Genomic DNA, 13,600 nt, shown 5'->3' on the forward strand with positions numbered 1-13,600 from the left:
CGATGCCTCCACAACCATGTTCCTCGAAGCTCGCTGGGAGCCGGGAGGCACAGGTGGCTGGCACACCCATCCTGGCCACTTATAGAAATTAGGCGAGAAAATCCACGACGTTAGTCGTGGGAGGATGTCACGCTCTACCAGATTCTAATAGGATATTTGGCGGCTTGGATTCAGGGCGTGTATTCTTCACTACCCGAACGACCCGTACGTGGCAGTTCCTGCTCAGCCCGTGCAGATTAGTCACGGAGTGACTATATGTGGTTGTTTCGCATAGTCTCCCATCAGATGACAGACGCTAGTAATCAGTTAGAAACCGAAGACAAACAGATCAACCGGGATTCTTCCGGGAGCAATCGCGCTGAGCGTCTGACGACGCCGGTGGTTCGATATGACGGCGCTTGAGACGGACTACCTGGTAGTGGGTGCCGGGGCGTCGGGGATGGCGTTTACGGACACGTTGATCGACGAGTCCGACGCCGATGTCGTGATGGTGGACCAAAGAGCGAATCCGGGTGGCCACTGGAACGACGCCTATCCGTTCGTGCGGCTGCACCAGCCGTCTGCGGTCTACGGGGTCAACTCGCGGCGGCTGGGCGATGACACGATCGACGAAGTCGGTTCCAACGCTGGGTTCTACGAGCGGGCCAACGGTGCGGAGATCTGCGGCTACTACCGCCGCGTACTCGACGAGGAGCTGCTCGCCTCAGGACGGGTCCGCTTTTTCGGGATGTCCAACTACGTCGGTCCCGATGCTGGCTACCATCGGTTCGAGTCGCGGCTGACCGGCGAGACGACCAAGGTGCAGGTCCGGCACCGGGTCGTGGACGCCACCTACGTGGAATCGTCCATTCCCGCAACTCATACGCCACCGTTCGACGTGGACCCGGACGTGCGGCTGGTCACCCCCAACGAGCTCCTCGAGCTTACCGATCCAGCCGACGGGTTCACTGTCATCGGGTCGGGGAAGACATCCATGGACACCTGCGGCTGGTTGCTCAACCAGGGCGTTCCACCGGCAGAGATCCGGTGGATTCGACCACGCGACCCATGGACGCTTCCCAGGCGCAATCTGCAAACTTTGGAGCTATTGCCATCATTACTGGAGTGGTCTTCGCTGAGGTTGGAAGCCGCCGCGGAGGCCGAAGACGTTCCCGACTTTTTCCAACGGCTTGCAGCCAACGGGGTGGTCGTCCCGCTCGACCCCGAGATCGAACCCGAAACCTGGCGCGGGGCGATTCTCAGCCAGGACGAACGCGACGACCTGCGCCAAATCCGCAACGTCATCCGCAAAGGATACGTCCAGCGTCTCGAGGCCGACCGCATCGTGCTCGACAACGGGACCGTGCCCACCGACCCACAGCGTGTGCACGTCGACTGCACCGCCCGCGGACTCAAGACCCCCTCAGTGCGGCCGATCTTCGAACCCGACCGGATCACCGTGCAGTATATTCTCATCCCCATTCCGTTCAGTGCCGCTATCACCGCCTACGTCGAGGCGACCCGCAACGACGACGCGGAGAAAAACCGGCTGTGCCCGCCCACTCCACTTACCGGCGACGCGGAGAACATGATCCAATATACCCTTAACACCCAACGGGCTCGCGCCGCGTGGCGAGAGGAACCCGACATCGAGAACTGGCTCCAACACTGCCAGATCGGCTTCGTTCAGGGTATCGATGATCACCTCGATGATCCGCGCATGCAGGACGCACTCGAGCGGATCAATGAGCACCGCGAACCGGCGATTGCCAACCTCGAACGGCTCCGCGAACTCGCCAGGTCCTCGACCCCCTGAACGATTTTTCGATGATCTGCCTGTCCCAACGCGGGAGGATGTCAACGGAATACTACCCCGCTCACCATCGTGTTCGGGTAGGCTGATTCCGTGCAACGACGAACGATTTAAACCACTGGTCAGCAGTTGCTACCCACACGTTACCGAAATAGTTTGGGAAAATAGGAGTTGTGTGTCCTATTTCAAAAAATGCATGTTTAGCACAGCTCCAACTCCATGTCGCTCACATCTGAAATTGTGACCATGTTGTCGACAAGTATGATTTAGACGGCTCATCTCCACCGACGAGAAATACGGCGTCTTGACGTCGTGTTTCTCGCGTGACTCCATGAAGAACACATCAGAGTTAACCTAGTTTAGAGTCGTCTCAAGCGTTGTCCGGAGTGGTCGTTTAACTCCGAATCGACAGCAGCGTACAGCCAATACTGTTCCTTGACGAGCCGAATCACCGTCTTCTCAACTGCGACGTGATTCGAACTTCGACAGAGATCGGGCTGGAAATATACCTTGTGAATCCAGCTTCGACTAGCTAATTGAACCCACTTTGCACCAATCATGTCGGTGATTCGAATACTATTCGAAAGCGAGACTTCAGTAAGGGAAAACCAAATATAAGATTCATAAACAGCTATGATGTTTCTTTGCGCTTCACAAACTCCAAGCCAAACTGAGAGAGAGTGTGTATCACAGATGCGTGCGTTTTCGAGCTCGGATCGCCCAGAAAACGCAACGTCTCACTTCCCTCACTGGGTTTGGAGTTGGACCTCTGGCTGAACTATCGGCTCACTACCCAATGGGGACCGAACACCTCGAGGATCTCGTCCCACGGCCCGTTTTGGAAAGGTAAGCTGTGAGCGTTCTGTAAGCGTTTCTCATCCGATGGTAGCACTCGTGTATAATAGCATAATGAATCCAGCTGCTATTACTAACATTAACCAAGCAAAAAAGATCATCGCGGCTTGCCGGCCGGTGATCTGGTCGCCGTTGAGGATCTCGTCAAGCGCCATATTCAGTAGTATCCATTAGGCCGAGATAAATTGTTTGATCTGGATTTGTTCTCCGACTGAGTCACGGTTTGTTCGACTTAATTTTCTGGAGATTCTCGAGGAGTTCGTCAGTCGAACTGTCCTCGTCGAACGTTATTTCCCCTCGATACTCGTTCGGTTGATCGTCCGAATCCAACTGAAACTCGGAGATCGCTCGTTCGCGACGCTCGTCGGCATGCTGGTCATCGGTTTCTATACCCATATGAAATCGAGTATAGGTGAGGAGTCGTAATCAAGGTATCGCTCAGCCATACAATAGCGATACAGACGATGTAGCGTCGTTCTGACAGACATCTATTTAATAGTCCACTATAGCTGGATTTCGACTACTCCACGTTCAACTCCGCCATCAGGACTTTACATGCGTATCGATGTAAAAGAACGGTTTCGGGCGATTTATTCTACAATCGGATACTAAAATATACAGGATAGGGTGTTCAGTCGGAACGGGAGAAACGGTTCTCGAACAAGCGTTGCTTATAATAGTACATCCATTTCGAACATATAGTAGTATCCCGAACAGAAATCGACACGCAATTGCGGAGATCGGCTCACTCGGGCCATGTGCCTGATTGGAAAATGATCGACGGACAGTACCAGATTCACGCGGACGATTACTCACGTCATGTTGCTCGTGGCGACAGACGTACTGGACTATGTCATCGGTGTGATCTGGCGCGGATCAACACGACTTATAGGGTGTGGCCGCCAGTACAGTAGTATGGCAGACCTCAACCCGATCGCGAAGCGAATACACCAGTTCAGTCCTGGACCCGTCGAGCTGACGCTCGACGACGGAACAGTAGCTGTCTTTCGTATCTCCGGTGCTGAGTTCTTCCAGCGGGAATTTCAGGCGGAGGGCATTTGCGAAGCCGATGACGCGGACTATCGATTCGTCTCGAGTGCCGATACCGAATCGATTCTGGTCGGACGAAAGGGCCCAGACGAATCGGAATGGACGATGACGGGAACGGTTACCGAAGTTAACAGAGCGGAATCGTGACTTCGCAGTGACCGGCGAATTTTGAGAGCCGGCATCGGACTATGGGATAGCAGTCGGGTTCCACCGGTCGACAGGATATAGTGATACAACGTGCGGAACGGACGCTGGAACTTGTGGGGGTCCGAACGGTCAGCGATAATCGTCCAAGTACGAGTCGTCGATCTCGTTCTCGAGGTCGTGGACGTATTCCGTTAGGATCTCCGGCAGTTCGGACGTGTACCGTTCGTCCGTGAATCGGTACTTCGGACCGATGATAGCAATCGCACCGAGAACGCTCCCATCGGGTCCGTGGACGCACCGACCGACTTCTCTCAGGCCGTCGACGTACTCTTCGTCTGCGAACGCGATGCCTCGGTCTCGAATCTGCTCGAGTTCTCGGAAGAAGTCCTCTCGGTCCGTAACGGTTCGTGCTGTCTGTTTGGGGAGTCCCCAGTCGTCCAGTACTGCTTCGACGCGTTCGTCGGGCGATTCGGCGAGAATCGCTTTACCGGTTGCGACGCTATGGAGATAATAGTAGATTCCGGCTGAACTCGGCGCAGTTGAAATATGTCGTTCCTTGGACGGGAAATGGCTGTCGGGATGGAAGGATTCGTGGACGAGAATACCGCGATTGTCGCTTTCAACGACGAATTCGACCTCTTCGTCGATCTGGTCGGACAGGTCAGTCACGGTCTGCTTCGCCAGCGTGTACGCTTTCTTGCGTGAGCGCGCGTACTCGCCGTGATTGAGAAATCGTAAGCCGACGTGATATACGGCACCTTCCTTGGTGAGATACCCTTCCTCGAGAAGGGTCTGGAGGTGCAGGTGAATCGTACTTCTTGCAATCTCTAGTTCACCGGTTAATTCCTCGAGTGTTGCACCGCCTAAGCTCTGAACCGTATTGATCACGAGGAATGATCGTTCCGTAGTTTTCGCTGTTTGTTTGGTCATAGTTCTCTGTAGAGATCGAATCGATATAAAGATTCGGCTGGACCGGATTATTATATAGAAAGGGGCCGTAGTGAATCGCTATACGACGTTAGATTTGCCTAACTCACCGCATTCACCTTGGCCAATAACTGACGAAATCTACAGCCGATCGGATATTTATACCATTATTTGTTCATAGACTTGATTCTGATATGAATGGTAAATTACATTCAGTTAGCGGACTCATAGAGATACGAACTAGAAAAGACGATTCTAGCCCGATATGGCATGTAAACCAAATTGAGAAGAAGTAGATTGAATGTATAGAGCGATTTCCAGGAAAAGTCTCGAGTAGATCCAAATCCTGCCTAGAGGAGGATCTTAGCACTTCAAATTCGGACCTGGGAATGTATTGCGATGATTCGGATACTGAGTCTCAATGGAAAACCATCATATCTACTATTTGAGTACTATAGCAATAGATACTATTATTGATAGTAAAACCCGAACGTACTGTCCTCAATTGTGGGCTGGGGATTCCCTACAGACCACTGCCATCTCTACCCCTGAAGTCGAGGATGTCTGCGTTGGGATATCGTGAATCACGACGTCAACACCCACTGACTTGCTGTGGAGACATTCGTTCGTTTTGGATCGGCAGCGGCAAAGTCAGTGCACACCCGATCGCACGACGGGAGTGCGGTTGAGGACGCGAGAAGCAGAGACGCGAATAGCGCGGGATCACCGATCCCGCGAACCGTGTGAACGGCAGCACGCCGCCGTGAGCAGACGGGGAGCGACCGACCCGTGAGCGACTGCGATCGGTGTGTAAACAGCTCCAGTTGGTACCATAGCACCGCGGATCGGTAAGGTAAATTGCCCAATTCACCTTTCGAGTGCGATCAGACGACACCGGAGATGACAGAGCACTCGACAATATCGACATACAGACTTATTGTCCGGTACCGCAACCGGTAGACATCGTGTCACTCAAACAGTCGAAACCGATCGATCGACTGTATCACGAGGTTGCCGACTACGACCTCGTGATCGTTCCCGACTCACCGCTTGCAGATGCGCTCAATCGCCGCCTCGAGCGAGCCCATTTCGGGCCGTTCGCTATCACGCCTCGGCGCCTCGCGACGCGCCGCCGGGAGACCGCGGAGGACCGAACGGCGTTTCTCGAGGTGATCGACGAGACCGATCTCGGCTGGAAGGAGATCGCCTACACCGTCGGCAACGTGCTCCAGTGTTGGGAGTACCGGGGTAGCGCCGACGCGATTCTCGAGTACGAGGCGTTCGACACGCCGGCGGCCAGAACCGTCGTCGATATCGTCGGTTCGTTGCAGACGTCTTCGCGACTGCTCGCAGCGTACGAGATCGACGCCGATACGGACGAATCGGTCGCGGTCGTCGGCGAGTCTCAATTGACGAACCTCGAGCGGTCGATTCTTCCGGCGGAGTACGATTCAATCGACCGGTTCACCGAGGACGCGTTCGATCTCCCGGCGTTTCGAATCTTCGAGTCGCCAGCAGCGATCGTCGACGCGATTCTCGACACCGTTTCGCAGGAGAACGCGGACGATATCGGCATCGTGCTCGATTCGAGCAGCGAATATTCTCCGCTCGTCGAGTCGGCCCTCGAGACGGCGGCGGTTCCGTACTACGGTGGTCCCGGCTTCATGGACGACCGCGATCACCGCGCGTTCGTCCAGTTGCTTCGCTGTACGACGGCGGGGTCCGATACCCGCGTGTACTCCGTGAAGCCGCTGCTGTCGTGTCTCGGTGCAACGGTGCCGGTCGAACACGACGAGAAACGACTCCTCGACGTGGACGATCCCGAAATCGAGTGGCTCTGTGAGTTCATCGATCGGACGGACGCGCTAACCTTCGGAGAGACGCTGAACGCGTACGAAGATCGAGCAGGGCGAACGCTTGATCCGTTCCGCGACGAACTCGAGGAACTGGGGATACTCGAGGAGGCGATCACGACGGACGCGATCGATCGACTGGCCTTCTACCTCGAGACCTATGAGGTGCCGATCGATCGCGACAACGAGGGAGTGTTGCTGGCGGACGCAAAATCAGCGTCGTTCGTCGATCGGCCGGTCGTCTTCTATCTGGGGCTCGACGAGGACTGGACCCACGACTCGCCAAACCGCCCGTGGGTCGACCGCGAGGAGGAGTACGAGCGAAACGTCGACAGCTTCCAGTCGCTCCTCCAGAGCGGCGTCGAACAACAGTATCTCGTGCAGGATACGGCCGGCAGCGTCCCTATCACGCCGTGTCTATACTTCGACGAATTACTGGAGAGCGAGTTCGAGCGGTTCGGCGATCTCGAGTCGATCCGCCACGCACGGACGAGGCGAACGGCCGGTGACGGCTTCGAACGAGAGCCACTGGATGCGGCCGTCGACCCCGATCACGTCGAGACGGTCAGCCAGTCGGGTCTGAACGCATACGCAAACTCGCCGCGAGACTACTTCTTCGGGCGACTGGTCGAGTCGCCGGACAAGCACTACTTCGCCGACGGCAACCTCTTTCACGACTTCGCCGAGTTCGTCGTCAACCACCCCGAGTTCGTCGACAACGGCCGTCTCGAGGAGGCCGTCGACCTCATGATCGAAGAGACGCGTGCGTTCCACCGGCGTATCGACCTCGAGACCCAGCGGACGCGGTATCGGATCGGCCTCGAGACGATCTGTGACTACCTCGAGGAGAACGCGCCGACCGAGACGACGTTCCTGACGCCGGCCAGCGGCCGGGGAACGAATTTCTTCGCAGCGTCCTTCGATCGCGACGTCGACTCGCCGGCGACCGAGCGGTGGTTCGAAGACGACGACCTCCGACTCAAGGGAAAGATCGACCTCGTCCAGTCGCCGACGCGACTCGTCGATTTCAAGAGTGGGAGCAGAACCTCCGCGTCGCAGGTGACGAAACACGCCTCGATCGACGACCCGAGCGACAGACCGAACTTCCAGGCGCTCCTGTATCTCACCTACTGGCGTCGGCAACGGCCCGACGAGTCCCTCGAGTTCACGTTCTTCCACTTCCTCGAAACGCTCGACGATGTCGTTGCCGGCGAGGCAACGCTCGAGGATTGCCTGACGACGATAACCTACCGTCCGGTCCCGTTCGACGAGTTCGTACAGTCCCGGACGGTCTACGACGAACTCCGTGAAGACGCGGCGAACGACTGTAATAAGACGTTCTCGAAAAGCGACTACGAGACGTATCTGGCGACGTTCGACGCCTACGACGTCCCCAGAACGCGAGACGCGGACGAAATGGCCGACTCGCCGTTCGGCGAGGCGCTGGTCGATCGCCTCGTCGACGACGTCGGCGACTACAAGTACGTCAGAAACGGCTGCATGCAAGCGTTCAGGCACCTCTGTGGCTACCGCAAAGCGGGCTACTTCGTCGACGACCTCGACGAATTCGAACGCTTCGTCGACGAGCAACTCGAGGAGTTGAACCGCTATCGCCGCGGCGAGGACCGCTTCCCGATCGACGGGCGCGCCGGCGAACCGAACTACCGCTACGTGGACAACCGCGATATGCTACTGACCGAATCCCGGCCGACTCGAGACGACTCCCCGGACGCGCAGACCGACGAAGCGCTAGCAGCCGATCCGGCGGACTCGGAGGTGCAACGATGACGTCGCCATCCGAGGAGTCGGCCCCTGCAGCACCGACGCCCAACGCGGGCCAGCAAGAACTCATTGAGAGCACGGACGGACTCTACCTCGTCGACGCCGGCGCGGGGACCGGGAAGACGTTCACGGTCACGCACCGATACGCGAACATCGTCGCCCAGGACGACGTCGAACCCGACGATATCCTGCTGATCACGTTCACCCGAAACGCGGCGACCGAAATGAAAGACAGGATCGTCGCCAACTGCGACTACGACATGCGGGCGCTAAACGACGCGCCCATTCAAACCTTTCACAGCCTGTGTAACGAGATTCTCGATCAGCACGGCTTTCACGCACCGTCGTATCTCGGAATCGACGATGCGATTACCGGGTCGACACAGATCCTCGAGAACAAACCGATCGAGCAGGAGTACTTCCGCGAATTCATCGACCGATTCAGCGACGAACACGACGAGTACGCCGATCAACTCCGGTGTCTCTCAGAGCCGACGGAACTGCTTGATCTCATCAACACCCTCGCCGCGAAAGGCGTTTTTCCGACGGCTGATGGCTGGTATCGCGACTCCAGAGACGCCCTCGAAGGGGAGTTCGACGCGTTCAAAGACGCGTTCGACGAGGTAAATCGACCGCGAAACGGCGGCAGCAAGCAGTCGACGCTCCGATCGGCTCTCGGTCGATACGGGAAGGACAAGTGTTACCTCCCGGACGCTCCCGACCGCGACGAGTTACGCGGTGAGTACGGGTCGAAATCCGTTCCAGAGGACGTCGCCGAACGCGTCTTCACCGAGGATCGCGACCGGCTCATCGAGTTCGTCCACGACGTCTACTTCGACTACCTCGAGTTTGCCCTCGGACGGAACTACCTCAACTTCTCCTTCCTCCAGCTGTTCGCGTTCGTGCTGTGCTGTGAAGACGACGACCTCCGCGAGTCGCTTGCGTTCGAGTACGCGATGATCGACGAGTTCCAGGACTCGAGCGAGATTCAGTTCAAACTCGCCTTACTCCTCTCGGGGACGAACAACGTCTGCGTCGTCGGCGACTGGAAACAGAGCATCTACTCGTTCCAGTACGCCGCCGTCGAGAACATCACCGCGTTCGAATCGCGACTCGAGCGTTTCGCCGCGGAGTTGAACGACGACGCCGATCGCGTCTCGTTTCCGCTCGAGCCCGTCACGCGGATCGAACTCGAGCAGAACTACCGCTCGACGCAGTCGATTCTGGACTTCTCCGAGAACGCGCTCGTCGCACCGGGGAGCAGTCGGGAGTCGGTGGATCGAGAATCGGTTCTCGAGCAAGTTGTCTCCTTGTTCTCGAACACCGAACGGGATCACTCACAAATTGAGGCGTTTCAGCATCCCGACGAACACGAGGCGATCCTCACGAAAATTCAGGAAATCGTCGGCAACGACGAGTACGCCGTCGAAGATGATGGTGAACTACGGTTGCCGACGTACGGTGATATCGCCGTCCTCACGCGGACCCGAGATTTCGGCCGCGAGTTGCTCTCGACGGCCGAATCGTCCGATTTTCCGATGGCCTACGAAGGCGGGATCGAGCTCTTCCGTACCGACCAAGCCAAACTCCTGCTGGCCTGGCTGCGCATTCTCGAGGGCGGATCGGCAGCGAAGCGGGGATGGGCGGTCGTCTTAGAGCGTGCCGGCTACGTGCTCGACGAGATCGATTACGTCCTCGAACACGGGCGCTATCCCGACGCGATGGAGGGATTCCGGTCCGAACTCGAGGCCTTCGAGACGCACGCGGCCGTCACGCGGCGCGTGTTCGATCGCTACGGCTACGACGGAGCGACGGCCGACGTCCTTCTCACGACGATCCAGTCGCTGCACAGCTCGACCACGATGACACGCGGCGACCTGATTCGAATCATCGAACGGGGCGTCGAAAGCGGCTACACGCAGGAGGTTCAGGCCGCCGCAGGCACCGATTCGGTCACCGTCCAGACGATTCACTCAGTGAAGGGTCTCGAGCATCCGATCGTGATTCTCGGGAACATGAACAGCGGAGCGTTCCCGCCGTCGGGCGGCTCCGGCGGCACCGTCACCTACTCCGAAACGACCGGCCTCCGTCAACGGAAGCGTTACGACGACGCCCACGGCGACCCACACGTCTACGACAACTGGCGTGCCGACGTGCTGCGGCGCTGTCAGCCGACCGAATACGACGAGGAACGACGGCTCCTCTACGTCGCGATGACTCGCGCCGAAGATCACCTGCTGTTGGCAGCCGGCGAGGAACCCAACACCTTCCTCGAGGAGTTACCGGTCGAAATTGCGACACTCGAGCCGAACGTTTCGTCAGTAGACCTCGACGAACGGACGCAGACACAGTTCAGTATCGATCTGCCAGCGTCACCGGGACCCGAAGGCTACTCGCCGCACTCGCTCATGGACGACGGCATCTACGAGGCCGTCTCCGACGGACGAGGGACGGAGTTCGGATCTCGGGTTCACGAGTTCGCCGAAGACTATGTGCTTCGAACGGACGCCACACCCGATACTGACGACGAACGGCACGTGAAGGCGTTCCTCGATGGACTTCCGGGGGAGCTGCGAGTCGAGGAACGCGCCTATCTTCCGCTCGAGGCCGACGGGAAACGGGTCACGCTATCAGGGGTGATCGATCTGGTTCACGTAACTGACGACACCGCGGAGATCGTCGACTTCAAAACGGACCTCAGTCGCCACGCCGAGTCCGAGTACCGAATCCAGCTCAGCGTCTACTACCACGTCCTCGACGAGTGGTTCAGCGATCGCACGGTGACTGCATCGCTCTTCTATACGGCCGAGGACACTCGCGTTGAGATCGACCCGTTATCGGAAGCAGAGCTAGCGGAGTTGGCCACCGAGAACGGATTGAGACCATGACGATCAGCGGGCTGATGACGCGTCCGTCAGAATCAAGCAGCGAGGGACGTCCACGATCGTCCCCGGGAGCGAGTTTTGCAGCGGGCAACAACGGCTCGGACTTCAGCCGAGCGGAGAGTCGCCAACGATCGTCGGAAGCAGTTTCCGCTGGGCCGATGCGAGATGTTCCGCAAAGGTTGCCCTGTTGATATCGAGCGCGTCGGCGACGTCGCCCGCAGTGGCCTCTCGCGGTCGTTCGAAGTACCCCATCTCGAGGGCCGTCCGCAACACCTCGGTCTGCCGGTCGGTCAGGGTGTTCCGATCGATGTGTACGGGCCTCGAGTCGGCTCCCTTCGTCCCGGAACGGACGATCCGTTCGACCGACATCCCGGCGTAGCGCGATCGAAGCTCCGAGAGGACGGTTCGAATCTCGTCGAGTTCCGAGACGTGGAAGGTGATGACGAGCGATCCCTCGCTCGCTTCGACGTTCGCGATCGGATAGCCGTAGCGCTCGATCGACACGCAGGGACAGCCCTGCTCGCAGTCCCGGTCGAACCGGTAGATTTCGCTTGACGCGTCAGCAAACACCGTCTCGAGGGGTACCTCGAGGTCGCGTTCGTCGGCCGATTCGTCCGGCGCCTCGAGAACGAACTCCTCGACCGTCTGACCCGTCTCCGGATCGTCGGACCAGGTGACGGAACGGCCCGTTCCGCCGGTCGCCGCCGAGACGTCCGCGACCGGACACGTCTCCGGTGCGGTGATCCGTACTTCAACGCGTACGCCACCAGTCATGTTCACTGGTATCGACCCCCATCCCCAAAACAGGGTGCAAGCGTATGCAGGGGAAAGGTCACAAAAGACAGTACTCGGGGGATTATGTCCAGTATTTCTGGTCATTCAGCAAATCGTGGGCGGGATCGGTGGCCATATGAAACCCCACAGCCCTGTGGGGTTGTCCGTTTGTCGCCGTGTCACGCAGTAACGATCGATGACGCTCCCACATGAAACCCGATCGCGAGCCGAACCGCGCGTAAAGCGCCCGACCGGTGTCCCACCGAGCCCATGACGACGAAGCCACCCACTCGCGCCGGGAACCCGTTCGCAGCGATCGACCTCCCCGACGGCAGCGATCCCGTCTCGAAGGGAATCGTCCGCGGGTTCGACAGGCGGGACGGGACGGTGACGGTCGAGGTCGCGATCGACGGCCTCGGAGACGGTCTAGCCGAGCGCATCGTTGAACAGATCCGCGGCGCCGCACTGGCCCTCCCGGAGACCCGACGCGTTCGGGTCCTCCCGGCGCGACACGAGGACAAAGACGTCGAGCTACCCGCGGTCGACCACGTGATCGCCGTCGCGAGCGCGAAAGGCGGCGTCGGCAAGACGACGGTCTCCGTCGCGCTCGCCCGGACCCTCTCGGCGCGGGGGTACGACGTCGGGCTGTTCGATGCGGATATCTACGGTCCGAACGTCCCGCACCTCCTCCCGGAAGTCGAGGGGCCGGTCCTGACGAACGGACACGGCCAGCCGGTTCCCCTCGAGGGCGACGAGGGGCTCCAGGTGCTCAGCCCCGGCGTCGTCGGTGGCGATCCGCCGACGGCTCGTCGCGGCGCGATCGCCTACGGCGCGGTCGAAAACTTGCTCGGCCAGGGTGCCTGGGACCAACGCGACGTGCTGATCGTCGACATGCCCGCGGGATCCGACGACGTGGTCGGCGCGGCGCTCGAGCACGTGCCGGTCGACGGGGCCGTCTTCGTGACGACGCCGTTCGACGCGAGCGTCGACGACACGCGACGGACGATCGAACTGTTCGACGAACGAGGCGTCACCCCCGCCGCGGGGGTGGTCAACATGAGCGGGTTCGAATGCGAGTGCTGTGGCACACAGAACACCCTGTTTGAGGGCTCGGTCGACCTCGACGTTCCGGTCGTCCACGAACTCCCGTTCGATCGATCGCTCCAACGAAATCCCGGCGGTCGCCGCGAGTACGAGGCCTTCGACGCCCTCACCGAGACGGTCGGCGCGTTCGTCGACGAGGTGCTCGATGACGTGCCCGACGATGCACTCGACCTGCGCGGGTTGCCTCTGGAGAGCCAGGTCCGGCAGTTGAGCGACGAACTGGGAACGGTGACGGCCGGAACTCGCGTGCGGGCCGTCGTCGAGGACCCGACCGGCGTCTGCGACGTGCTCCGGCGTGACGTCGGCGACGTGCTGGCCGCCGCAGACCGCTCGCAACTGGGGACGACCGGCGCGATGATCGAACTGAGGAGGGGGTAACGATGGCGGACTCGAGCGAACGCACAACGACACGCACTTGGACCATGATTCGA

The 13,600-nt window shown here is 59.0% G+C and carries 9 protein-coding genes; 5 read left to right on the forward strand and 4 right to left on the reverse strand.

Going from position 1 to position 13,600, the window contains the following annotated elements:
* The first annotated feature begins 388 nt into the window (after positions 1 to 388).
* Positions 389 to 1,795 carry an NAD(P)-binding protein gene (locus GS429_RS07440; protein ID WP_160064161.1) on the forward strand — a complete coding sequence of 469 codons (1,407 nt, stop codon included), beginning with the start codon at positions 389 to 391 and terminating at the stop codon, positions 1,793 to 1,795.
* Between the two features lie 872 nt (positions 1,796 to 2,667).
* On the opposite strand, the gene GS429_RS22375 is transcribed toward GS429_RS07440, so the two are convergent.
* Complete coding sequence (locus GS429_RS22375) at positions 2,668 to 2,802, reverse strand: hypothetical protein (RefSeq protein WP_268892275.1); 135 nt, start codon at positions 2,800 to 2,802, stop codon at positions 2,668 to 2,670.
* A 61-nt stretch (positions 2,803 to 2,863) separates the two neighbouring features.
* Positions 2,864 to 3,043 carry a DUF5786 family protein gene (locus GS429_RS07445; RefSeq protein ID WP_160064163.1) on the reverse strand — a complete coding sequence of 60 codons (180 nt, stop codon included), beginning with the start codon at positions 3,041 to 3,043 and terminating at the stop codon, positions 2,864 to 2,866.
* Between the two features lie 519 nt (positions 3,044 to 3,562).
* On the opposite strand from GS429_RS07445, the gene GS429_RS07450 reads away from it, so the two are divergent.
* Positions 3,563 to 3,844 (forward strand): DUF8072 family protein, encoded by a 282-nt coding sequence (locus tag GS429_RS07450; protein ID WP_160064165.1) that lies wholly within the window; start codon positions 3,563 to 3,565, stop codon positions 3,842 to 3,844.
* 129 nt (positions 3,845 to 3,973) lie between these two features.
* On the opposite strand, the gene GS429_RS07455 is transcribed toward GS429_RS07450, so the two are convergent.
* Entirely contained in the window at positions 3,974 to 4,774 is an 801-nt protein-coding gene (locus GS429_RS07455) for an IclR family transcriptional regulator (protein WP_160064167.1), read from the reverse strand.
* Between the two features lie 962 nt (positions 4,775 to 5,736).
* Here GS429_RS07455 and GS429_RS07460 point away from each other — a divergent pair.
* Together GS429_RS07460 and GS429_RS07465 are read left to right on the forward strand one after the other, a co-directional pair.
* Positions 5,737 to 8,412 carry a PD-(D/E)XK nuclease family protein gene (locus GS429_RS07460; protein ID WP_328821287.1) on the forward strand — a complete coding sequence of 892 codons (2,676 nt, stop codon included), beginning with the start codon at positions 5,737 to 5,739 and terminating at the stop codon, positions 8,410 to 8,412.
* On the forward strand, positions 8,409 to 11,294 hold the full coding sequence (locus tag GS429_RS07465) for a UvrD-helicase domain-containing protein (RefSeq protein WP_160064169.1): 2,886 nt from the start codon (positions 8,409 to 8,411) through the stop codon (positions 11,292 to 11,294). The genes GS429_RS07460 and GS429_RS07465 overlap by 4 nt, the downstream gene beginning before the upstream one ends.
* Before the next feature lie 102 nt (positions 11,295 to 11,396).
* Here the strand turns inward: GS429_RS07465 and GS429_RS07470 are convergent, their stop codons facing one another.
* Complete coding sequence (locus tag GS429_RS07470) at positions 11,397 to 12,065, reverse strand: helix-turn-helix domain-containing protein (protein WP_160064171.1); 669 nt, start codon at positions 12,063 to 12,065, stop codon at positions 11,397 to 11,399.
* Positions 12,066 to 12,335: 270 nt separating this feature from the next.
* Between GS429_RS07470 and GS429_RS07475 the strand changes: the two genes are divergently transcribed.
* Positions 12,336 to 13,547: an Mrp/NBP35 family ATP-binding protein gene (locus GS429_RS07475; RefSeq protein WP_160064173.1), complete on the forward strand. Its 1,212-nt coding sequence runs from the start codon at positions 12,336 to 12,338 to the stop codon at positions 13,545 to 13,547.
* The last annotated feature ends 53 nt before the right edge of the window (positions 13,548 to 13,600 follow it).

Origin of the sequence: Natronorubrum halalkaliphilum, from assembly GCF_009834785.1 — an archaeon.
Lineage (GTDB): Archaea > Halobacteriota > Halobacteria > Halobacteriales > Natrialbaceae > Natronorubrum > Natronorubrum halalkaliphilum.